A 21861-nucleotide genomic window follows, 5' to 3' on the forward strand; every position below is an offset into this window, starting at 1 on the left:
CATCAGCTCTTGACCGACGACACCACGTTAAGCGGTTGGGCATCCGGCAGGATATTCATGTGCTCCAGCACCTGGGCCATGATCTTGCCGAACACCGGCCCCGCCACCGAACCGCCGAAGTGCTTGCCGGCTTTCGGGTTGTTGACCATCACCACCAGCGCCACCTGCGGATCGCTGGCCGGCGCCACACCGGCGGTGTAGTTGATGTAGCCGCCGTCGTATTTGCCGCTGGGGCCCATCTTCTCGGCGGTACCGGTTTTGATCGCCAGCCGATAGCCCGGTACCGCGGCGCTCACCCCGCTGCCGCCAGGCAAGGCGTCGCTCTCCATCATATGCACCACGGACCGTACCGTATCCGCCGGCAGAATACGTTGCCCCATCACCGGCGGCGTCACCTTGGTGATCGACAGCGGCCGATAAATGCCGAAGGAACCGATAGCAGCATATTCGCGTGCCATCTGCAGCGGCGTCACGCGCAGCCCATAGCCGAAGGAGAAGGTAGCGCGTTCGATATCGGCCCAGCGTTCACGGTGCTGCGGCAGATAGCCGCTGCTCTCGTTGCCGATGCCAAGCTCGGTCGGCCGCCCCAGGCCAAAGCTACGGTAGACCGCCGGCAGCACGGTGGCCGGCAGCGCCAGCGCAATGTGCGATACCGCGATGTCGCTCGATTTTTGCAGCACGCCGGTGATGGTCAGTTTCGACCAGTGGCCGACGTCTTTGATCAGGTGACCGTTCACCCGATACGGCGTGGTGTCCAACACGGTATCCGGCCGGATCAGCTTATGTTCCAACCCCACCATCACCACCACCGGTTTCACCGTCGAACCCGGTTCGAAGCTGTCGCTGCTGCACACGTTGCGGATATCTTTCGCCGGCGTGCTGCCATAGTTGTTCGGGTTGAACGACGGATAGCTGGCCATACCGAGGATTTCGCCGGTGTCGATCTTGACCAGTACCGCACAGCCGGAGTCGGCCTGGTTAGCCACCACGCCGTCGCGGATCTGCGCATAGAGCACGTACTGGATAAATTTGTCGATGCTGAGCGTCACGTTCGGCGGTGGCACCGGATCCACGCTTTTGAGCACGCCGATCACCGCGCCGCTGCCATCCTTCTGATAGACCCGCAGGCCGTTTTTTCCCTGCAACAGCGGATTGAAGCCCAGCTCGATGCCCTCCAGCCCCTGATTGTCCTGGCCGACGATACCGATCAGCCCGGCGGCATCCTGGCCCATCGGATAAAAGCGGCTGAAATCCTGCTCGGCGCTGACGCCGGTCAGGTGCAGTTTGCTGATGTAGGCGGCGTTGTCGTCCTCCACCTTGCGCGCCAGGTAGACAAAACGTTTGTGCGCGTTGCTCTGGATCAGATGCTGGATGTCCGCCAGCGGGATCTTCAGCACGTTGGCCATACTCTGCCAGCGTTCGTTACCGGTATCGGTCTGGGTATCGAGAATATGCTTCGGGTCCAGCACGATGTCTTTGGACGACACGCTGACCGCCAGCGCCTCATCGTTGCGATCGGTGATCATAGCGCGGTTGGTCGGCACCACCTGGGTGCGGATCGAACGCTGGTCGGCCTGATCCGCCAACTGCTGGTGTTCCAGCAGCTGCAGGTAGCCGACCCTGAACGCCAACAGAAAAAAACAGACCAGCATGCCGGCGCAAATCCAGCCGAAACGAACTGTGGAATAGGTTTTACCGCTCTTTTTGGTCGATGGCGCCACTGTTGTGTTAACCCTACGTTTTTATTCGGTTTATGGTGTTATTTCAGTCTACCTTGCCGGAAATGGTCAGGAGATTGCAGTTTGTAAGAAAGTAAAAACAAACCGCATCACCGTTGCACATCCGCACTGTCGTTTAACTGCGGTTTACTTTGCGGCATATCACCGGGCTGTGGCGCGTTGGCCGGGTCAAAAATATGGTCGAGGATCGCGCGTGCGGTCGGCCCCGCCACCACGCCGTCGCCACCGCCGTTTTCCAGGATCAGCGCCATCGCCACCCGGGGGTTTTTGTAAGGCGCGAACAGCGTATAGAAGATGTGATCGCGTAGCCGCACCGGGATCATTTTGGCGTTGTAGGTCTGGTTTTGCTTCAGGCTGAACACCTGCGAGGTGCCGGATTTGGCGGCGATCTGGTACGGCGCGGTATGGAACAGCTTGTAACCGGTGCCGTTCGGCAGGTTGGCCATGCCGTACATGCCGTTGCGCACGATGCCCCAGTAAGGCGAGTGGGGATCACCGATCTGCGCCGCTTGCGCCGGCGGCTGGTAGCGCGTCACCCGGTTGCCCTGCTGCAGCGAATACAGCAGATGCGGCGTTTTCACCTGGCCATTGTTGATCAGCGTGGTCAGCGCTTTTACCATCTGGATTGGCGTCGCCACCCAATACCCCTGGCCGATGCCCACCGAAACCGTATCCCCCTGATACCAGCCTTTTTTGTGCACCTTCAGCTTCCAGTCGCGGCTCGGCAGCACGCCGCGATACTCTTCGTTCAGATCGATGCCGGTGGACTGGCCGTAGCCGAACTGGCTCAGCCAGTGGTGAATACGATCGATGCCCATCTCATACGCCACCTGATAAAAGAAGGTGTCGGCGGACTCCTCGATCGCTTTGGTGACGTTGAGCATGCCGTGGCCGGTTTTCAGCCAGTCGCGGTAGCGGCGCTCAGTGCCGGGCAGCGTCCAGGTCGGCGCGCCGAAAAAGGTGGTGGTGGGCGTGATCACCCCGGCGAACAGCGCCGAAACGGCCATGTAGGGCTTCACCGTGGACGCCGGCGGGTACAGCCCCTGGGTGACGCGGTTGATTAGGGGCAGATCCGGGTTGCGGAGCAGCGCCTTATAGGCCTGATAGCCGATGCCTTTGACGAAGGGATTGGGATCGTAACTGGGGCTGGAGACCATCGCCAGAATGCCGCCGTCGCGCGGATCTTCCACCACCACCGCGGCGCGTTGCCCCTTCAGCACCGATTCAATGTACTGCTGCAGCGGCAGATCCAGCGTCAGGTAGATGTTCTTGCCGGCCTTCGGCGGCTGCTCCTTCAGCAGGCGGATCACCCGCCCGTGGTTATCCACTTCCACCTCCTGATAGCCGGTGGTGCCGTGCAGCTCGGACTCGTAATAGGCTTCGATGCCCTGTTTGCCGATGTTGCGGTCGGCGGCGTAGTTTTCGCTCAGGCCGGCCTTGTCCAGGCGCTTGAGATCGCTATCGTTGATCTTCGACACATAGCCCAGCACGTGCGCCAGCTGAGCGCCGTAAGGATATTCACGCTGTTGATAGGTATCGATCGTCACCCCGTCGAAACGGTATTGATTGACGGCAAAGCGCGCCACTTCGGTGTCGCTCAGCCCGGTTTTTAGCGTCACCGGCTTGTAACGGCTGTTGTGGTGCATGTCATCGCGAAACGCGCTGATGTCCTCCGGCGTCAGGTCGACGATCGGCGTCAGCGCCTGCAGCAGCGCCGCCATGTCGGTGATTTTGCTGGGCGTGATCTCGATGCGATACAGTGTCACGTTTCGCACCAGCGGAGTGCCGTTACGATCGAAGATCAGCCCGCGGCTGGGGGCGATCGGCAGCATCTTGATGTCATTCTGGTTGGAGCGCGTCTGGTAGAAGCCGTGCTGGCGGATTTGCAGCCGGTAGAGGTTGACGATCAATACGCCGAAGCACACCACCACCAGCGACAGCGCCACGCCTGCCCGGCGGATAAACAGCCTTTCTTCCGCAGAGTGGTCGCGAATTGTTTCTTTTAACAGGGCCATGCAGTGCCGGTACCTTTTGCGTCACATTTCCCCGCAAAATCAGGGGGCTGAAAAGCCGGCAAGCATAGCGTTATCGGGCGCGACGCCCCATGAAAAGGTTGCTAATGAAATGGCATAACTGTTTCAGCATATTGGAATGTTACCGGCGGCGATTTTTTCACCGCGATCCCCATTGAGCCGCCGTTCGCCCCAATGCTACAATGTGATCTAAATCACATTATTCCCGTTACCCCCCCGCATTTCCCTGTCGGCGCCCTGCCGGATGCGGCTTTTTGTTACATAGGATCGAGTTCGATGAGTACCATTGCCACCGGTTTAGTCATGATGCGCTGGGAGTTGCTGAGCGCCGTGATGATGTTCTTCGCCAGCCAGTTAAACGTCGTTTGCCGTAAAACCAGCCGTAACGGCATGGCGTTCATGTTCAGCAGCCTGGGCCTGTTTACCGCCTGCTGGTTCGTGATGGGCCTGATGGGCATCCACCTTACCCTGGAAGCCTTCACCCAGTTCTGGTCATCGGCCTGGGATCGCTACGTGGACGTGGTCAGCACCATGCCGGCCGATTGGCCGATGCCGTAATCTCGCAGCGGGGGCGGCGCACCGGCCGCCCAGCGATTATTCCGCGTCCGTTGACGGCGCCGCCGCCAGCCGCGCCATCAACGCCCCCGCCTCAACCAACAGCGCCTGTTCTTGCTCCGTTAAACAACTTTCCATCGCCGCCAGCAGCCACGCCTCGCGTCGGCTGCGGCTTTGCTGCAGCAGGCCTAGCCCGGCGGGCGTCAGGCGTACCCGCACCCGGCGTTTATCTTCGGCATCCGGCGTGCGCACCAGCAGCCCGTCGGCCTCCAGCTCACGCAACGCGGCCGCCAGATTAGAGGAACGCATGCGCTCCGATTCCGCCAGCAGCGACGGCGTCGCCTCGCCGCCGTGGCGATCGATAGCCCCCAACAGCATCAGCTGGGCCCAGGATTTTTCGTCGCTACGCGACTCGCGCCGCAAACGGCGCACCAGCGACATTAACTGCGTGCGCAGCAGCGTCACGTCTTCAGGGTGATCTTTTTTCATTGGCATCAATCTAGCGTTCAGTTTATCCCTGCTTTCACACCGCCGGATCGCGCAGTGCCCTGCCTGGCTACCGCGCCGCTCTGGCTTAACCTAGTTACCTATGATAATATAGCTATTAATATATAGCAAAAAAGACACTGCATCGGCAGGGTTACGTTTGCTCACGCATTTGCCCCTCGCCGATTAATTTGCAGTGTTATTATTATTTTGCTTAATAAATCCCTCCTTATTCAACGTGGTACGGTAAGCCGATGGAAGCGTGGAAAGTCAATCTGATCTCGGTCTGGCTCGGGTGTTTCTTCACCGGGCTGGCGATGAGCCAAATCCTCCCTTTTCTGCCGCTGTACGTCGAACAGCTCGGCGTCAGCGATCACCAATCCCTCAGCCTGTGGTCCGGGCTGGTGTTCAGCGGCACCTTTTTGGTCTCGGCGGTGGTCTCGCCGCTGTGGGGCAGCCTGGCCGACCGCAAAGGCCGCAAGCTGATGCTGCTGCGCGCCTCGCTGGGCATGGCGATCGTCATCGCGCTGCAGGGGCTGGCCACTAACGTGTGGCAGCTGTTCGCGCTGCGCGCCCTGATGGGGCTGACGTCCGGCTATATTCCCAACGCCATGGCGCTGGTCGCCTCGCAGGCGCCGCGTGATAAAAGCGGCTGGGCGCTGGGCACGCTCTCTACCGGGCAGATCTCCGGCGTGATCGCCGGGCCGCTGTTGGGCGGGCTCATGGCCGACCATCTGGGGCTGCGGGTGGTATTTTTCGTCACCGCCGGGCTGATGTTCGTCAGCTTCCTGGTGACGCTGTTCCTGATTAAAGAGCGGCGCATCACGGTGAAAAAAGCGGATCAGCTGAGCGGCAAGGCGGTATTCCGTTCGCTGCCCTATCCGACGCTGATCGTCACCCTGTTCGTTTGTACCCTGATGATCCAGCTGGCTAACTCGTCCATCAGCCCGATCCTGACGCTGTTCATTCGCGAGCTATCGGGCGACGTCAGCAATATCGCCTTTGTCAGCGGCATGATCGCCGCCGTGCCCGGCATTGCGGCGCTGATCTCGGCGCCGCGCCTCGGGCGGCTCGGCGATCGCATCGGCACCGCGCGCATCCTGATCGCCGCGCTGCTGTTCACCACCGGCCTGTTCGCCGTGATGGCCTGGGTCAATACGCCGCTGCAGCTGGGCATTCTGCGCTTCCTACTGGGTTTTGCCGACGGCGCGCTGATGCCGGCGGTGCAGGCGCTGCTGCTGAAGTATTCCTCCGATCAGGTGACCGGGCGCATCTTCGGCTATAACCAATCCTTTATGTACCTGGGCAACGTGGTTGGCCCACTGCTGGGATCGGGCATTTCGGCGATGATGGGGTTCCGTTGGGTGTTCGCCGTCACGGCAGTCTTGGTGCTTTGCAATGCGCTGCAGCTGCGTCATCAGTTCAAAAAAGTGGAAAATCAACGTGCGGGATAACGGGGAATGTGGGGAAACGCCTCAAGCAGTGGCGGGACAATGACGCCCATCAACCGTACCACCACTGCCAAAGGCGGCCGTAGCCTACTCGACGCGGCGGTCATTTAATATTTATGTAAGTAAATAAAGTGTTGCAGGCGCGTAGAGGGCCGCCGCAGCGGCCCTTGTGGCTCAGAACATGGTATTGTCGTTAGCCGATTTTTCCGGCACATCCTGATTGACGTCCCAATGCTCGGTGATTTTCCCCTGATCGTTCACCCGATAAATATCCACGCTGGCGGTGCCGCGATCCTGCGGGTTATTTTGGTATTTGACGTGAACGTAGACCAGATCGCCGTTGACCGCGCTGCGGTATATTTTGGCGCTGTATTGCGGATTGTCTTTAAAGGTCTGGCTGAAGAAATCGAGGAACGGCTTGATGCCGTCGCCGACGAACGGGTTATGCTGCTTGTAGTTTTCCACAATCAGCCTCTGCGCCACGCCGATGTCGTGGCGGTTGAAGAAGCCCGCGTACAGATCTTCCACCACCTTCAGCTTTTGCTGGGCATGATGATAGCCGCCCTTGCCGGCCGACTTTTGCGACGCCGCCTGATCCGTTGACAACGCCGGGTAACTCGCCAGCAAGCCGCCGACGATCGCACAGGCGATCAATGCCTTTTTCATAACTGCTCCTTAGTTTCCTGAGTGACCTACGATTTTCAGCTGCCCTTTCAGATGGGTGAAGCTGCCGTCCTTGGCGGCGATGTTGGTGTACACCTCGCCGCGCTCAAAGTCCTCGATATGCGTCACGTTGTCGCCGGACTGCGGTTCGTGCCAATAAACCATGTAGACCTTCGGCCGAATCTCCACCGCGGTGTACTGTACCGTGTCGGTAATGCCCTGCGACGCCTCGCCGATACCGGTGAAGGTCATGGTCTTGTCATCGGTAAAATCCAGCTTGAAGGCGAAATCGCCGAAGGTCACCTGCACCACTTTACCGACCGCAATGAACTGCCCGTGTTTTTCCGTCATCGTCGCCGCCTTACTGTTTGTCAGGGAGGGTTGCGCCGCCATAGCGGCAGGCAATGCCAGGGGGAAAGTCAGGGCTATCGCCAGCGCGATGCCCGTTCGTTTCACTGTTTTCATCGTTCCTTCTCCTTTCCGTGGTTGAAAACGAGAATCATTATTATTTCTTAAGCATTGATGGAAATATAAGAATAATCTCTATTCCCATCAGGCACCTGGCGACAAAAAAAGACGGGGGAAAATCGCCGTAAAATGGCATGGCAATAGCGCGTTCTGGCCCTTGGTTTTTACGCAATGAACGGGATTACTGCTTTCAGGGAAGGAAACAACTCGGGGATTCGATAGGTCTATAGCGCAGATCGCTTTAAGCTAATGCGTATTTGTTCTTAGGCCGCCCGCCGCTGCGAAACGGCGGCGAACAGCACGGCGTTTAACGCAACCAGGGCGTGTAGGTGACGCCAACCAGCAGTCCTTCCGGGCTGAGCAACCGAGTAACGCTTTGCCCCCACGGCTCTTCGCGGTTGGCGACCAACAGCCGATAACCGCGATCGACCAGCCTCTGGGTGGCTACCGCCATGTCGGCTACGTCAAACTCGATCCACGCCTGCGGCACCGCGAGATCCGCCGGCCAGCGATCGTCGCCAAAGCAGGACTGCGCCGCCTGCGCCAGCGGCCACAGGGCAAAATGCTTCACCCCGTCCAGCGCGCCTTGCTCCGACAGCAGATAGGTTTCGTTGCCCGGCATCGGCTTGAGCGGCAGCCCCAGCGCCTCGACATAAAATGCCTTACTCTCGTCGCTCTCACGCGTGATGGGCCCGAATCCGGCGACAAACAACACGCCCAGCCCGGCAAACTGTTGATCCATGCTGCACTCCCTTTCGGTTAGCGCCCCAGCCGCACCTGCAGCGGAGCAAATCCATAGGCCGCCTTGAAGCGGTTGCTGAAATGGCTGGCGGAACTGAAGCCGCACGCCAGCGCGATCTCGGTGATCGGCTGTTGGCTATGCCGCAACAGCTGTTCCGCCCGCTGCAGCCGGGCGCGCATCACGAACTGGTGCGGCGCCAGGCCGGTGGCGTGCTTGAACATGCGGGCGAAATGGTATTCGCTCAACCCGGCCTGCGCCGCCAGATCCGCCAACAGCAAAGGCCGATCGAGGTGGCTTGCGATATATTCCCGCACCCGCCGGGCTACCGCAGGAGCCAGGCCGCCGCGCACCGGCGGCAGCTTCCACTGCAGCTGGCTGTAACGCTGGATCAGGTGTGACATCAGCAGGTTCGACGCGCTGCTGAGCGCCAGCAGATTGGCGCTGTCTTGCCAATCGCAGTTGAGCAAAAACTGGCGGTACAGCAGCGTGATCTGCGGATCTTCGCCGAAGCTGCGCGGCTCCACGTTGATCGCCGCCGGGCTGCGATCCCAGGTTTGCTCCGCCAGCTGCCGCAGATGCCCATCGGTGCAATCGCACATCCCAGGTGGAGGCGTATTGGCGCGGCATGATGCAGAACCGATCCGGCCCGCCGCCGTTGCGCCAGCCGCCCGGCACCTGCTGGTAGCACTCATAGCCGTCGGCGACGTACAGGCTCAGGGTATGGTGGTCGGCGCTTTCCTGCGTGACGCGATCGTTGCAGTTGGACCAGGCGGCCAGCTCCACGCCGGTGCCCAGCAGCACGCTGCCGTGCAGCCGCGCCTTGTGCTCACGCAGTGTTTCAAACGCCTGATAGTTGGACATCGCCGGCCCCGTTGTTCGACATGCCGACAGTGTAAAGAGTGGCGCCGCCGCATACCAGCCGCCGCCCCGCGCTTTTGGCAAAAAAAGCGCAAGAATATGCAACTGAGCGCAAAGCGCTGCAAGCGCCGCCGCGCGCCAAAGCGGATACTGCGCCATCGGTTTTTTCGGAGTAACAAATAGAATGAATGCGCTGTTGTACCTCGCCGTGGTGCTGATTTGGGGCACCACCTGGATTGCGATCACCCTGCAACAGGAAGGCCCGGTGGCCATTCCCGTCTCAATCGCTTACCGCTTCGCCATTTCCGCCGCGGTGATGTTCGCCGTGCTGTTGTTAACGCGCCGCCTGCGCCGTCTCGCCCCGCGCGATCATCTGTTCTGCGTGCTGCAGGGCTGCTGCGTGTTCGGCTTCAACTTCTTCTGCTTTTACCACGCGGCGGCTTACATCAGCAGCGGGCTGGAATCGGTGATCTTCTCGATGGCGGTGCTGTTCAACGCCCTCAACAGCCTGCTGTTTTTCCGCCAGCGCCCCAGTCCCAACCTGCTGCCGGCGGCGCTGCTGGGGTTGACCGGCATCGTGGCGCTGTTCTGGCAAGATCTGGCCGCCACCCGCATGGCGCCGGAGCTGCTTAAAGGCATCGGCCTGAGCGCGCTCGGCACCTACGGCTTCTCGCTGGGCAATATGATCAGCGCACGCCATCAGCGCCGCGGGCTGGATATCTTTTCCACCAACACCTACGCCATGACCTACGGCGCGCTGTTGATGGCGCTGATCGCCCTGGCACAGGGCGCGTCGTTCCAGATGGAATACAGCAGCCGCTATATCGGCTCCCTGCTGTACCTGGCGCTCTTCGGATCGGTGATCGCCTTCGCCGCTTACTTCAGCCTGCTCGGCCGCATCGGCGCCGGCGCGGCGGCCTACAGCACCCTGCTGTTCCCGCTGGTGGCGCTGACCATCTCAACGATCTACGAAGGCTATCAGTGGCACTTCAACGCCGTGCTGGGCCTGTGCCTGATCCTGCTGGGCAACCTGGTGATGTTCGCCAAGCCGGGGCTGAAGTGGCGACGGGCAGATATCTCAAAACAAAACTCAACCCTTTGAAGCCATTGGCGAATATCGTTATCATCAGGTTTTGTTGATAACGGATGATGGCCAATGCTCAGAAGTGATGATGTGACACCCCGCGCCTACAAACAGGTGGACGTTTTCACCGCCACGCCGCTGCTCGGCAATCCCGTGGCGGTGGTGCTGGAGGCCGAAGGGCTGAACGACGCGCAGATGCTGGCATTGGCCCGTTGGACCAACCTTTCGGAAACCACCTTTGTGCTTAAACCGACGCACCCGGTGGCGGATTATAAGGTGCGCATTTTCACCACCGAAAAAGAGCTGCCCTTCGCCGGCCACCCGACGCTGGGCACCGCCTACGCCCTGCTGGAAGCCGGATTGGCACCTAAACGGCCTGGGACGGTGATGCAGGAATGCGGCGTCGGCCTGGTGGCGGTCAATATCCAGCCGGAAGGCACCTTGGCGTTCGCCGCGCCCGAAGTTGAGCTCAGCCCAATGGCGGCTGAGGAAACAGAACGGCTGATGGCCGCTTTACGGCCCGCGATGATTGCAGCAAGCCCCCTGCCGGTGATTGCCGAGATGGGTATTCGCTGGCTGATGGTGCGCCTGCCGGACGCGCAGTCCTGCCTGGCGGTGACGCCGGATCAGGCCACGATTAAACAGCTGCAAACGGCGTGTGATGTGGATGGCGTGGTGATTTATGGCGCCTGCCCCGCAACCGAACCGGCCGATTACGAAATGCGTGCGTTTATGGTGGAATGCGGTGTTTTGATTGAAGATCCGGTGACCGGCAGCGCCAACGCCTGCCTGGCGCGCTTGCTGCAAGCCAGCCGCTTCCCAGACGGCGGCCAGACCGCACAGGGCTACCTGGTGCGCCAGGGCACCCAACTGAATCGAGATGGCCGCGTGAGCGTGCGCTTTATTGACGGCGAACCCTGGATCGGCGGGCACTGCCGCACCCTGATTAACGGCACATTGGGTATTTAGTTTGGAGATGTAGGATAAGGAAGGCGTTGGACATTTGGAGGGGTGTTTACCCTATCGGATCGCGATTCATGAATTGCTAAAAACAAAGCTTTCCTCTGCTAAGTTATGTTCTTTCCTATGTTGCGCACCCCAGTCAAAGTAGCCATCAGGCTGTTTGGATTCTACGCCTTTCAGCCAATACTGTTCACCATAAGCTATCAGCATTGCCCAATGATATTCAATTTCATGGCTCCTGAGACAGACAGCCGTATAACTGTTGATAGGCTTGCACACTAAGCTCGATGATAAAACCAATAACTCCGCGTCACTTTCAGACTTTTGCGCATATTTAACAATGATCGCTTTAAGCATTTCCACCCAAGTATAAAAATTGAAAACTACAGTTTCATTCGAGTCATTCTCATCTCGAAAAAGGATACCATCAACCAGACTAGATTTGTTAATCATTGGTAATCTGCATCAAATTAAAAACTCATTGATTATTAGGTTTAATACTAATGATGTCAATTAGAAAAATATCACTCATTTATTTCTCAGAAAAATATCATTGTCAGCGATACCGAAGTCAAGATAAAAACCCAACGTGGATTTTATATGCAGCCGACCGTTTAACCTTATAACATCAAGAAATGGGTTAGAGGTCGTAGAGTACATGAACCATTTTAATTTATTATACTTATCTGCTCTGACAATAAAACCATCACTCCCCATTTCGCCCTCCCCGCAAAATAAAACGTCACCATCAGGAAGCAATACCTTGTTGTTTATTTGAATTTCAGACCACAAATCATCACGTTTCTTAATAAGTGAGCTTAACGAAATAACACTCCCATATGAAATGCCATACTCCTTATTAAAAGTATTTTTGAAGCCATCACTTTCTTCAGAGTAAATATTTATCTCTCTTGCTGTATTGTTTTTACTTGCGATGAGATCCACTCCAATTAACTGACCATGCTCCCATTTCTCTTGTATTTTCTTGATATCCATTTTACTTCCCGCCAATTATTTTATCAATTTTTGACCGCCACAAAAGCACCCACCTATTTTCCAATGCCACAGAGTAGTTTTCAATTAAATAATAGTCATTTTCATCATTATGGGATGTAAAACACTGATCAACACCATTGACAATCCATGATAGCAAATTTAAAACATCCTTATCACATTCGTTTTCTTTTAAAAATGCCCCTGAATTATTTATTAAGTCACTTAACAGCTTTTCATCAAAGAACGACCTCTCAAAAAGCGAGTGGCAAAAAGTCCCTTCAATCAAGTCATTTTTGTTATTCATAACATCAAGCTTTAATTCCTTGCTCACATTGAACTCCTAATCATTCCATGGTTTTTTTCTATGAAATCAAAAAGCCAAAAAAACTCTTTGGCTCTAAATACAGTGAATTTTCATGGTCACCATCTTTATACCTGACGATGAACACTGAGAACGGCTCTTCACTATAATTCACTGCAATTATTTTAACTTCCCGTTCAGTTTTAAAAGCTTGTGAATAGATTGACATCATGGAAAATTGATCATCCACATCTACCTCAAACCACGGAGAGATGTTTTCAACTAAATGCGAATTAACAACCCCATCATCATCAATGTAAAATTCAAATATAACCTCACCGGATATAAAGTAAACCCTGTCATACATCGGATGAAAAACCGGTGGTGTATCCGAATCTATGTAGCCAGTAACAATTATATCACCCACCCCATATTTAATTATATTCTCACTAAATTCACTCATATGTTCCATAAGCTAACGCCAGAATGAAAAATCAGATACGAAAATTTCGTTTATTATCACCCCGCCAGGAATATCGTTTATCGCATCGGCAATCTCATCATATGGGCATGGGAGGATAAACGAAATACCAAAATCATCATTAATAACTATTGAACCATTGTATATTTTCTGTGATATCGTCAGCTTGATTATATCTGTTATTTCCATTCCGGGGAATATGATTCCATTGTAGCCCCCTTGGTAATGAGCATTACATCCAAGTGACAAAATGACACCGTCTTTATCAGTTATGACGGATAAGGTATTATCGACTGTATATGACTTTCGCTCACTCCCGTCAGGTAGTGAGTGATTTTTAATCTTAACGCTAAATCTGGATTGCATCTCATTAATATATAATGAAATATTTTCATTTAGAACGACATTCCCTATGGAAACACCAGACACAATCCTAGCGTTAAAATCAATCATGTTAGACACCGTAATATAAAATGATTTATCAATGTTTATGGATGGATATTTCAAAATTATCAAACCTGCTTTTAGATACTTTTTTACTCTAGATATTTAGAACCGACTGAGAATTGTCGGCTCTAACGCAGATTTAGAAATGGTTACATTGTTAACGTGAACACTAAGAGTCAGGATAGACGACTCTATAATCCTCATCCCTATGAAGCTTAGTCCAAATTCCATCCTTCCACTTCACATCTCCATCTCTTAGTATTTTTTTTATTTTTCTCTCAAAGTCTGGATTAAAAAAATCATTAGATTTTATTTTCACGTCGATCACATGATTATCATCACAAAGAACATCCCCTAATCTATCAACTCTATCTATAACCTCTATATTATAATCATCTAGCTCTGCTTTTGCCACATAGCGCCCCTTATCATCTTCACAAGGAAGTGAAACACCAAACGCCCTTTCCAGCTTAATAAGCAGCTTATCAAATGGAATGTCTTCCAATAATAAAATACCTAATTGCCTATTCTCGTTCACAGCCACTCTCCATTTCATGAACATCCGGAACGCCCTAACCTTCTTTGGACGTCGCCTTTTCTAGCCAGATCATCTAACTCATGGGTGTAGAACACCCTAAACCCAAATGGTTCATTTCTTAACCCTGGGAATTTCTGCCTTAACTTCGAATCGATAGACTCCTCTATTGATTTCATCCCCCCAAGCTTAGATGCGTCCCGGCGTCTGTTCCTAAACTCAGGTGAACTCGCTAAGTAATCCGACTTAATAAATCCATCAACATCGAAATCATTCATGTTAATAGGTCTAGCAATCGCAGGATCATGGGACTTACTTATTCCACTTGCAGCACTACCTCTATATCCAACGGTTGCGTTTGGATCTATCTTCTGTATAGCAGGAAGATGTTCCAATAGAATCTCATCAATTTGTTGCTGAAGGCTATTTAAGCCACTAAGTCCTAGAGGATCTATCCATCCCAAAGGATTTGGAGCATATCTATAAAGGTTCAACCCGCCACGCAACCCTATTGGATCCTGCGTGGTGAAACGCCCCACCTCGGGTTCGTAGTAGCGGAACAGGTTGTAGTGCAGGCCGCTTTCGTCGTCCTGATATTGCCCGGCGTAGCGCAGCGGCTGCTGGTATTGCGCGCCCTGCCGCTTCGCCGCGCCGGCCACCGTCTGGCCCTGCAGCTTGCCGAAGGTGTCGTATTGCCCGGACCAGCACAGGTTGCCCGCCGCGTCGGTCACCTCCAGCGGCGCGCTGTTCAGATCGGTGTGATACCAGTAAATATCTGTCGAGCGGCTGTCGCCCGCCTGCTCCAGCGCCGCCAGCGGGCTCCACGGGCTGGCCGGATCGTAGCTCCAGCTGCGGCGGCTGCCGTCGTCGCGCTGCTCCTGCAGCAACCGGTAACCCTGCCACAGGAAACGGGTCGTCTGTTCGGTTTTGCCCTTGTAGCGCACCACCTTGCGGCTGCGGCGGCCCAGCGCGTCGTAATGATACTGCGCCTCGAATTCGCCCTGCGGGGCCGCGGCCGTGCGCCCGCACCAGCCGGTTGTCGGCGTCGTAGCGGTAGTGCTGTTCGTACAGGCCGTTGCGCCGGCTGATCAGGTTGCTCTGCGCTCGCCCTGCAGGTTATCCGCCAGATCGTACACCAGCCGCGCGCCCGGTTTACCCTGATTGGGTTCGCTGTGTTGCAGCAGGCGGCCTTTGATGCAACTAACAATCTAATGTTTTTACTCTTCATTTTTTATTTTTAAAGAACCTAATATCTCCTTTTCAAGCTTTGATCTTATATCTCATATTTAATGCTGCACACTAAAGTGCCCCAAAGAAAGGATCCTTTCGACAGCTTGTCGGTCACTCTTCTTCGATGCACTCATCACTTATGATCGATAATCCATCAAGTTGATTAAACGCATTCTTCAAGAATTTGTACCTACTGAGTTTTTCTGGATTCTTCCCATTAGTGAAAGACACCTTAATTATCGTGCTAAACTCTTTGTTATCCTCCTCTAACCACTCATTAGAGTGAGGAATATAATTATCAGTAATGGTTAACTTGTCCGCATAAAGGCCAGTATATGCAAAGTAAACACCAAAATAGGAGCTATCATACTCCGAGCAAGTTATATCCCATTTATCGTCCAGTAATTTGCTCGCTTCTTTTTTTGATATAATACTGCCATATTTTAAAAAATATGATTTTTTCATAATTTATCCACCACATTTACCAGGTATTCTAGTTCCCTTTCCTTTAGCCTTAACTTCAGCAGCAGACTCAAAGACCATTGCGTTCACAGGTCTACCTCCTGACATTTTGGATAATTTTTGCAATGTATCATCAATACCTAATTTCTTAGCCATTTCACTACCCATATCAATTGGTCCAGTGCGCCCTCCTTTTCCTATTCCCAGCTGCTCTGCTTTTTGATATAGCTCAGGATGTGAAATAGCAACGTCAAAATCACTAACACGGCCAACATCAAATGGTTGACCTGTAGAGAAACTTACCCCCGATACGGAGCTTCCTTGCATATATGAAACTGTGCCGGGATATCCTAATTTACTCATTCCTGCCTGTAATGCTTCACCGAACTGTTTAAATTGGCCGAAACTATTAAAGCCATGTGGAACTCCTTCTACAGATAACCCCAACGGATCCACCCACATCAGCGGGTTCGGCGCATACTGATACAGGTTCAACCCACCGCGCAACCCTATCGGATCCTGCGTGGTGAAACGCCCCACCTCGGGCTCGTAGTAGCGGAACAGGTTGTAGTGCAGGCCGCTTTCGTCGTCCTGGTATTGCCCGGCGTAGCGCAGCGGCTGCTGATACTGCGCGCCCTGCCGCTTCGCCGCGCCGGCCACCGTCTGGCCCTGCAGCTTGCCGAAGGTGTCGTACTGCCCGGACCAGCACAGGTTGCCCGCCGGCGTCGGTCACTTCCAGCGGCGCGCTGTTCAGATCGGTGTGATACCAGTAGATATCCGCCGAGCGGCTGTCGCCCGCCTGCTCCAGCGCCGCCAGTGGGCTCCACGGGCTGGCCGGATCGTAGCTCCAGCTGCGGCGGCTACCGTCGTCGCGCTGCTCCTGCAGCGGCCCAGCGCGCGTCGTAATGGTACTGCGCCTCGAATTCGCCCTGCGGGCCGCGGCAGTGCACCTGCACCTGCCGGTTGTCGGCGATCGGCACCAGCGGCAGGTGCGCGAGGATATCGTTTTGCAGACTTATATAAACCAGTTCATCCTTATTTCTAAAGAACGCCTCGCTGAACCTAATTTTTTAGCGTTAAAGTATATTATTTATCCCTCTCACTCTCACAAGCCACTTGTATTTGAAATTAGATGCTTCCATTTCTCAAGATACCCCTCAAACTCATCTATACTCGAAACAATCATAGACTCCTCGGTGTACTCATTAAAAATCTCCACACCGTTAGGTTTAATAGTTATAGTATGAGAGTTCCCCGTCCCCTCCCAAAATGGCAGAGACCCAGTTCTTACAAGCTTACAAGCCTCAATAAACTCATTGACACCATAGATACTTCTTTAGATATCATCCTTTAAAAAGTCAATCAGTATCCTAAAATCACCATTAGCTTCTATAGATGGATAACCGTCATCACAGATAAAAAACCTCATGACAACCCTCCATTTTCTTTATTTCCTCATTCAATTCCTGCACACTCAGCAATCAAACTATCACCATTTCCTCAGGTTTTAGCACATTGACCTTCAGTCGAAATCCAGCACTTGAATCTATAGCAACCGTTGAATCACGTAATATGGTTGCAGAAACGAAGGGGTTGGAGTTTTCCGAGTAAATAACCCAAACTAGTTTTTCTTCGCGATCCAAATAAGCGATAAAACCTTCTGAGCCATAACTCCCCTCCCCTAAGCATAAGTATCCACCACAACTCAAATTAATTTTTTTTATTACACCAATTGTAGTAATCTCATCTTTATTTTTTTCATAGAACTCACAAAAATCGAAACGTCCCGATTTAGATACTTTAGGCGTGGGGTAGGATATGATATCGATCAACTCAGCTCTACCATCTGAAAAATACAGAGCATTTTTAATCGGTAATTCACCAGCTTCCCACAGTTCAGTAATTACATTCTTCATTTTTTATGGACACCTCTTAGGTCGGTTATTGAGCCCTTTATCCGGAACCACACCGCCAGCTTTAACATTTCTGCGGTCTTTGAAACGCTCTTGGAATTTTTGCTGCCATGTTTTTCCTGTCGTAGATGAAGGATGAACAGCATTAGGGTCAACACGTTGAACAGCAACTTTCTCTACACCTGCTTCCAAAGCAGCATCTAACCTTCTATTATCATATGTGACTAATTGGCCATCAACCTCTAATACATTTAGAGGAGAACGCCCCCAATCCCATTCTCCTTTTTTCATGATCTCGGCATAATCATTTGCAGATATTGTTCTCTGTGAGAAATTGATATCTGATGGATTAACCCATTCAATACTCAACCCAAACGGGTCCACCCACATCAGCGGGTTCGGCGCATACTGATAAAGGTTCAACCCGCCACGCAGCCCTATCGGATCCTGCGTGGTGAAACGCCCCACCTCGGGTTCGTAGTAGCGGAACAGGTTGTAGTGCAGGCCGCTTTCGTCGTCCTGATATTGCCCGGCGTAACGCAGCGGCTGCTGATATTGCGCGCCCTGCCGCTTCGCCGCGCCGGCCACCGTCTGGCCCTGCAGCTTGCCGAAGGTGTCGTATTGACCGGACCAGCACAGGTTGCCCGCCGCGTCGGTCACTTCCAGCGGCGCGCTGTTCAGATCGGTGTGATACCAGTAAATATCCGCCGAGCGGCTGTCGCCCGCCTGCTCCAGCGCCGCCAGCGGGCTCCACGGGCTGGCCGGATCGTAGCTCCAGCTGCGGCGGCTACCGTCGTCGCGCTGCTCCTGCACCTGCCGGTTGTCGGCGATCGGCACCAACGGCAGGTACGCGTTGATGTCGTTCTGTGGGCGTAGGTAAAAACACCCTAAGGACCAGTTTCGTTATTGCTCTTTTAGTTTATTTTTAAAGAGCATAAATATATTCAAAAATCTAAAACGACTTTCTTTACCCCTGATATATCAGGTTCTTCCTTATCAATTTCAAGGCGAAAAATGAAATCTTTCAAATCGTAAGCAGCTAGTGACAACCCTGATATTACTTGATTTTCATCATATAAAGGGTCTGCCTCATGATCCCAGAACCAGATTTGTCCAACCATTTTCCCCGTTAGGCAAAGACATATTTGATTACCACCATCTGATGATGCTATGGGTAACCATTGGCTCCCAAGATCATCCTTATACATTTCAATGAACTCAAAGACATCCCCCTCTCCCTCTGAATTACTTAATCCATAGAAATACTCCAGTGAATCATATCCATCTTTACTTGCCCAAGGAGAGGCTTCAACTCCTTTATAAACGATTAAAGAGTCAAACTCAGCTCCCTGGCTAAAGTTAACCAAAAAATCACAATATTCACTCGGTAAAGCACCAGAGTAATTTTTAAGTTTCTTGAATAAAGGGTCATCTACCCCATTCGATAGTTTACTCAGAGCAGCACCAAGTTTTTCTAGCTTTTTCAACATTTTTTTCCATTCCTCATATCTGATGCAGAGCCTATATGTGGTACATTTCCATGCAACCCACGAGGTACCAATATTATCTCTGTATTACTAAGATGGTGTGGAGTTAGTTTATTTTTACGCAATAATTTTTGGGCAGCACTTTGCGTAATGCCCTTCTCTTTAGCTATTGCTTTGTATACTTTAGGGAAATCTTTTTCAGTGCCATCCAGAACACCATTTTCAAAAGTTATGCTTCCTTTTGACCATGGAGAAAAATCTGGCCGCCCATTAGAGAATGGTATTGGCTGATTATTTGTAACGGCATTTACCGCTGGCTTATAAGAATACCAATTACTTTCACCAGGAACGCCATCCCAATGGCCATTTGTCCTCGGAATTCGAGTTCCAGATAACCCAAACGGATCCACCCACATCAGCGGGTTCGGCGCATACTGATAAAGGTTCAACCCGCCTTCGTTGCCGCCCAGACCATTGCCCGGCCTCGTGAAGCGGAAGCGCTGTTCGCGCTGCGTCAGCTCGCCCGCGCTGCCCGGCAGGCCGACCTCACGGTGCTCTTCCAGCAGCCCGGCCGCGCCGTAGCGATAATAGTGGCGGGTGTCGTCCGGGCGCTCTTCGGTCAGCACGCGGCCCACCGCATCGTAGCTGAAGCGGTATTCGCCGCCGTTGCCGTTCTCCAGCCGCGTCAGCCAACCCTGCGGGCTGTAGTGATAGCGCCGGGTGCGGTTGATGCGATCGGTGATGCTGACCGGCAGCCCCAGGGCGTTGTACTGCCAGCGGGTCTGGCTGCCCAGCGCGTCCTGATGTTCGGCCAGCTGGCCGTGCGCGTTCCAGTTAAAGCGCTCTTCGCCGCCGTCCGGGTGGATCAGGGTATGCAGGCGGCCGCCGTTATCCCACAGGTAGCGCGTCTGGTGGCCTTCGGCATCGGTCTGCGCCGTCAGTTGCCCCAGCGCACCGTAGGTATAAGCCGTGACGCTGCCGGAACAGTCGGTGTAGCGCGTCAGCTGGCCGCGGGCGTCCCACTCCAGCTTCACTTCCCCGCCCAGCGCGTCGATCACGCTGGCCGGCAGGCTCTCTTCGTCATCCGGATAGCGGTACAGCGTGGCATTGCCCAGCGCATCGACATAACGCGTCGGGCGCCCCAGCGTGTCCCAGTGCTGCGCCTCGCTGCTGCCGTCCGGGTACGCGACGGCGAACAGCCGGCCGCTGTTGCGCGAATATTGATAGCGCGTCACGCGGCCGAGCGGGTCGGTCTCCGACAACAGGCGGCCGTAAGGGTCCCATTCGCTCCGGCGCTGCGCGCCGCCGGGCAGCAGCACGCTGCACAGCTCGCCGCGTTGGTAGATAAAACCGTAGCGGCGCTGGTCGAAATCGGTGTACTGCGCCACGTTGTCGTCGTCATCCAGCCGCCACTCCGCGCGCTTGCCGTCGCCGCGCACCGCGCTGCGGCGCCCGCCGGCGAAGTCGTAACCGAACTCAAGGGATTCTCCGGCGCTGTTGCGGTAGGCCGTCACGCGCGGCACGCCGTCGATCTCTTGCCATTGGTATTCGTTCAGCAGCCCGGCGGCGTCCTGGTGGCTGATCATCAGGCCGTCGCGCCAGCCAAAGCGGCGCGTTACCTCACCGGCGCGGTTGCTCACCGTCGTCAGTTGGCCCTGCTCATCGTAACCGTAGCGCGCCAGCGTCCGTTCGCCTTCGGCGGTTTGCAGCGCCACTTCGCGCAGGCGGCCCTGCGCATAGCGGCACATCAGGCGCTGCCCGCGCTGTCCACCAGTTCGCTCAGCAGCCCCTCGTCGTCGTAAAACAGCGAGGTGGCGTTGCCGATGGCGTCGGTGATCATGCTGAGCCGGCTCGGCTGCTCGCCCGCCAGCGGCGGGTAGTGGAAAATCTGTTCGCCGACGTCAAACAGCTGCCAGCTGCCGTCGTCGTTGTGCATCAGCCAGCATTTTTCGGCTTCGCAATAGGTTTTGTGGCCGCGCGGCACCCTGGGGAAAGCGACGAAGTCGCCGGAAGGCGCGCGCCACACCAGGCCGTCCTGATACGGCTGCAGGCTGCTCTCCCAGAACAGGTTCCAGCCGCGGCCCAGCACGCCGTCGCCGGGGTTGCCGCTGCGCCAATAGCGCTGCCAGGCGACCGGCAGGCGCGATGGCAGCACGAAATCGAGATCGTCTTCGCCGTCGAGGAATTTCTGGCCGCTGACGATATCCACCGGCCGGGCGATAATGCCGACGGCGGCGGTCGCGGTCATCAGGGTGCCGGCTCGGCAGGCGATGCGCGCCAGTTTGTTGATGCCGGGCAGTTTGCCCAGCAGTTTGCCGAGCGCCCCCAGCTTGCCGGCGGCGCCGCCCACGCCGCCCACCAGCCCGGCGAACAGCAGCGTCAGATCGGAGACCTTATACAGCCAATCCGGCACTTCGGGCTTGATCGGCAAGGTGTGACGGTGCCGCCGCCGATAAACACGTTGGGCGAACCTTCCATCACCTGCGCGTCGCAGTTGGTTTTGTCCCCCACGCGCGAGCGGGCTGGCCGTTGATGCTGACCTTGTCGGAGCCCTGCGCCATCTGCATACTCGGGCCGTCGTCGCTGCAGGCCACCTGGCTGTTGGTGGCGAGCGCGGCGGGTTTGCCGTTGATGAAAACGTTGGGGGAGCCGGTGACGATATTGCCTTTGGGGGTCAGGCTACCGGCACCGGCGTCGGCAATGCCGTCGCGCGCCGCGGTGGCCGCCTCCCCGGTGAGATACCCCACCGCCAGGCTGGCGCCGATGAGCAGCACGCCGACGCCAATACAGGAAGCCGCCAGGCCGGCGACGAACAGCGCACCCGCCGCCACCGCGCCTGCGGCGGCGATCAGGCCGCCGACAAGGGTGCCGGCAATCATGCCGGCCAGGGCATGGGAATGCCCGATGGTATCGCCGACGCGGGCCGCTTCGGTCATCGTAAGGTCCTTTTACGCAAAGAGTTCATCG

The 21861-nt window shown here is 54.9% G+C and carries 19 protein-coding genes and 5 pseudogenes; 4 read left to right on the top strand and 20 right to left on the bottom strand.

Translation table 11 applies throughout. The features are described from left to right. Nucleotides 1-2: 2 nt before the first annotated feature. Together RE418_RS18995 and mrdA are read right to left on the bottom strand one after the other, a co-directional pair. Nucleotides 3-1721, bottom strand: coding sequence for a penicillin-binding transpeptidase domain-containing protein (locus RE418_RS18995; RefSeq protein ID WP_043142739.1), 1719 nt, complete (start codon nt 1719-1721; stop codon nt 3-5). Between the two features lie 107 nt (nt 1722-1828). Next, nucleotides 1829-3754: a penicillin-binding protein 2 gene (gene mrdA, locus RE418_RS19000; protein WP_089180884.1), complete on the bottom strand. Its 1926-nt coding sequence runs from the start codon at nt 3752-3754 to the stop codon at nt 1829-1831. Nucleotides 3755-4048: 294 nt separating this feature from the next. On the opposite strand from mrdA, the gene RE418_RS19005 reads away from it, so the two are divergent. Next, nucleotides 4049-4330, top strand: a complete 282-nt coding sequence (locus RE418_RS19005) for a YjcB family protein (RefSeq protein WP_004940713.1) — start codon at nt 4049-4051, stop codon at nt 4328-4330. 36 nt (nt 4331-4366) lie between these two features. Here the strand turns inward: RE418_RS19005 and RE418_RS19010 are convergent, their stop codons facing one another. Further along, nucleotides 4367-4816: a MarR family winged helix-turn-helix transcriptional regulator gene (locus RE418_RS19010; RefSeq protein ID WP_089180883.1), complete on the bottom strand. Its 450-nt coding sequence runs from the start codon at nt 4814-4816 to the stop codon at nt 4367-4369. A 251-nt stretch (nt 4817-5067) separates the two neighbouring features. Here RE418_RS19010 and RE418_RS19015 point away from each other — a divergent pair, with 251 nt between their 5' ends. Further along, nucleotides 5068-6267 (top strand): multidrug efflux MFS transporter, encoded by a 1200-nt coding sequence (locus tag RE418_RS19015; protein ID WP_004940721.1) that lies wholly within the window; start codon nt 5068-5070, stop codon nt 6265-6267. A gap of 171 nt (nt 6268-6438) precedes the next feature. Here RE418_RS19015 and RE418_RS19020 read toward each other — a convergent pair whose 3' ends face one another. The 4 genes and pseudogenes from RE418_RS19020 to RE418_RS19035 form a co-directional block, all read right to left on the bottom strand. Next, nucleotides 6439-6930 carry an ester cyclase gene (locus RE418_RS19020; protein ID WP_025302780.1) on the bottom strand — a complete coding sequence of 164 codons (492 nt, stop codon included), beginning with the start codon at nt 6928-6930 and terminating at the stop codon, nt 6439-6441. 9 nt (nt 6931-6939) lie between these two features. After that, the gene (locus RE418_RS19025; RefSeq protein ID WP_028127408.1) at nt 6940-7392 is read right to left on the bottom strand and encodes a MoaF-related domain-containing protein; all 453 of its coding nucleotides are present in this window, start codon (nt 7390-7392) and stop codon (nt 6940-6942) included. A gap of 310 nt (nt 7393-7702) precedes the next feature. Then, entirely contained in the window at nt 7703-8137 is a 435-nt protein-coding gene (locus tag RE418_RS19030; protein WP_043143840.1) for a glyoxalase/bleomycin resistance/dioxygenase family protein, read from the bottom strand. A 17-nt stretch (nt 8138-8154) separates the two neighbouring features. Further along, a pseudogene (locus RE418_RS19035) lies at nt 8155-8998 on the bottom strand (helix-turn-helix domain-containing protein). 181 nt (nt 8999-9179) lie between these two features. On the opposite strand from RE418_RS19035, the gene RE418_RS19040 reads away from it, so the two are divergent. Together RE418_RS19040 and RE418_RS19045 are read left to right on the top strand one after the other, a co-directional pair. Then, a complete protein-coding gene (locus RE418_RS19040; RefSeq protein ID WP_043143836.1) occupies nt 9180-10097 on the top strand; it encodes a DMT family transporter in 918 nt (305 codons plus the stop codon). 54 nt (nt 10098-10151) lie between these two features. After that, the gene (locus RE418_RS19045; protein WP_089180882.1) at nt 10152-11048 is read left to right on the top strand and encodes a PhzF family phenazine biosynthesis protein; all 897 of its coding nucleotides are present in this window, start codon (nt 10152-10154) and stop codon (nt 11046-11048) included. Nucleotides 11049-11114: 66 nt separating this feature from the next. On the opposite strand, the gene RE418_RS19050 is transcribed toward RE418_RS19045, so the two are convergent. The 13 genes and pseudogenes from RE418_RS19050 to RE418_RS19110 all read right to left on the bottom strand — a co-directional run. Then, nucleotides 11115-11495, bottom strand: coding sequence for a hypothetical protein (locus tag RE418_RS19050; RefSeq protein WP_089180881.1), 381 nt, complete (start codon nt 11493-11495; stop codon nt 11115-11117). A gap of 75 nt (nt 11496-11570) precedes the next feature. Further along, a complete protein-coding gene (locus RE418_RS19055) occupies nt 11571-12038 on the bottom strand; it encodes a hypothetical protein (RefSeq protein WP_089180880.1) in 468 nt (155 codons plus the stop codon). Nucleotide 12039: 1 nt separating this feature from the next. Continuing rightward, complete coding sequence (locus RE418_RS19060) at nt 12040-12369, bottom strand: hypothetical protein (RefSeq protein WP_016927797.1); 330 nt, start codon at nt 12367-12369, stop codon at nt 12040-12042. 31 nt (nt 12370-12400) lie between these two features. Next, nucleotides 12401-12811 carry a hypothetical protein gene (locus tag RE418_RS19065; RefSeq protein ID WP_089180879.1) on the bottom strand — a complete coding sequence of 137 codons (411 nt, stop codon included), beginning with the start codon at nt 12809-12811 and terminating at the stop codon, nt 12401-12403. Between the two features lie 3 nt (nt 12812-12814). Next, nucleotides 12815-13273 (bottom strand): hypothetical protein, encoded by a 459-nt coding sequence (locus RE418_RS19070; RefSeq protein WP_075686905.1) that lies wholly within the window; start codon nt 13271-13273, stop codon nt 12815-12817. Nucleotides 13274-13436: 163 nt separating this feature from the next. Then, nucleotides 13437-13805, bottom strand: a complete 369-nt coding sequence (locus RE418_RS19075; RefSeq protein ID WP_197783095.1) for a hypothetical protein — start codon at nt 13803-13805, stop codon at nt 13437-13439. Between the two features lie 14 nt (nt 13806-13819). Continuing rightward, nucleotides 13820-14995, bottom strand: a pseudogene (locus RE418_RS19080) (RHS repeat domain-containing protein); the annotation flags it as partial. Between the two features lie 148 nt (nt 14996-15143). Beyond that, complete coding sequence (locus RE418_RS19085) at nt 15144-15497, bottom strand: hypothetical protein (protein WP_089180878.1); 354 nt, start codon at nt 15495-15497, stop codon at nt 15144-15146. Between the two features lie 3 nt (nt 15498-15500). Next, nucleotides 15501-16465 (bottom strand): annotated as a pseudogene (locus tag RE418_RS19090) (RHS repeat domain-containing protein); the annotation flags it as partial. A gap of 510 nt (nt 16466-16975) precedes the next feature. Further along, complete coding sequence (locus tag RE418_RS19095) at nt 16976-17410, bottom strand: hypothetical protein (RefSeq protein ID WP_089180877.1); 435 nt, start codon at nt 17408-17410, stop codon at nt 16976-16978. Between the two features lie 3 nt (nt 17411-17413). Beyond that, nucleotides 17414-18226 (bottom strand): annotated as a pseudogene (locus RE418_RS19100) (RHS repeat-associated core domain-containing protein); the annotation flags it as partial. A 125-nt stretch (nt 18227-18351) separates the two neighbouring features. Beyond that, nucleotides 18352-18897, bottom strand: a complete 546-nt coding sequence (locus RE418_RS19105) for an SMI1/KNR4 family protein (RefSeq protein ID WP_089180876.1) — start codon at nt 18895-18897, stop codon at nt 18352-18354. 428 nt (nt 18898-19325) lie between these two features. Continuing rightward, nucleotides 19326-21830, bottom strand: a pseudogene (locus tag RE418_RS19110) (PAAR domain-containing protein); the annotation flags it as partial. Nucleotides 21831-21861 lie beyond the last annotated feature (31 nt).

The organism is Serratia sp. szju, assembly GCF_044594185.1.
Lineage (GTDB): Bacteria > Pseudomonadota > Gammaproteobacteria > Enterobacterales > Enterobacteriaceae > Serratia > Serratia bockelmannii.

Excerpts from the sequence above, each read along its gene's own strand:
- RE418_RS19070 (WP_075686905.1), bottom strand. The coding sequence starts at position 13,273 with ATGATTGATTTTAACGCTAGGATTGTGTCTGGTGTTTCCATAGGGAAT.
- RE418_RS19020 (WP_025302780.1), bottom strand. The coding sequence starts at position 6,930 with ATGAAAAAGGCATTGATCGCCTGTGCGATCGTCGGCGGCTTGCTGGCG.
- RE418_RS19040 (WP_043143836.1), top strand. The coding sequence starts at position 9,180 with ATGAATGCGCTGTTGTACCTCGCCGTGGTGCTGATTTGGGGCACCACC.
- mrdA (WP_089180884.1), bottom strand. The coding sequence starts at position 3,754 with ATGGCCCTGTTAAAAGAAACAATTCGCGACCACTCTGCGGAAGAAAGG.
- RE418_RS19005 (WP_004940713.1), top strand. The coding sequence starts at position 4,049 with ATGAGTACCATTGCCACCGGTTTAGTCATGATGCGCTGGGAGTTGCTG.
- RE418_RS19055 (WP_089180880.1), bottom strand. The coding sequence starts at position 12,038 with ATGGATATCAAGAAAATACAAGAGAAATGGGAGCATGGTCAGTTAATT.
- RE418_RS19095 (WP_089180877.1), bottom strand. The coding sequence starts at position 17,410 with ATGAAGAATGTAATTACTGAACTGTGGGAAGCTGGTGAATTACCGATT.
- RE418_RS19065 (WP_089180879.1), bottom strand. The coding sequence starts at position 12,811 with ATGGAACATATGAGTGAATTTAGTGAGAATATAATTAAATATGGGGTG.
- RE418_RS19015 (WP_004940721.1), top strand. The coding sequence starts at position 5,068 with ATGGAAGCGTGGAAAGTCAATCTGATCTCGGTCTGGCTCGGGTGTTTC.
- RE418_RS19010 (WP_089180883.1), bottom strand. The coding sequence starts at position 4,816 with ATGAAAAAAGATCACCCTGAAGACGTGACGCTGCTGCGCACGCAGTTA.
- RE418_RS19030 (WP_043143840.1), bottom strand. The coding sequence starts at position 8,137 with ATGGATCAACAGTTTGCCGGGCTGGGCGTGTTGTTTGTCGCCGGATTC.
- RE418_RS19105 (WP_089180876.1), bottom strand. The coding sequence starts at position 18,897 with ATGTTGAAAAAGCTAGAAAAACTTGGTGCTGCTCTGAGTAAACTATCG.
- RE418_RS19085 (WP_089180878.1), bottom strand. The coding sequence starts at position 15,497 with ATGAAAAAATCATATTTTTTAAAATATGGCAGTATTATATCAAAAAAA.
- RE418_RS19045 (WP_089180882.1), top strand. The coding sequence starts at position 10,152 with ATGCTCAGAAGTGATGATGTGACACCCCGCGCCTACAAACAGGTGGAC.
- RE418_RS19025 (WP_028127408.1), bottom strand. The coding sequence starts at position 7,392 with ATGAAAACAGTGAAACGAACGGGCATCGCGCTGGCGATAGCCCTGACT.
- RE418_RS19050 (WP_089180881.1), bottom strand. The coding sequence starts at position 11,495 with ATGATTAACAAATCTAGTCTGGTTGATGGTATCCTTTTTCGAGATGAG.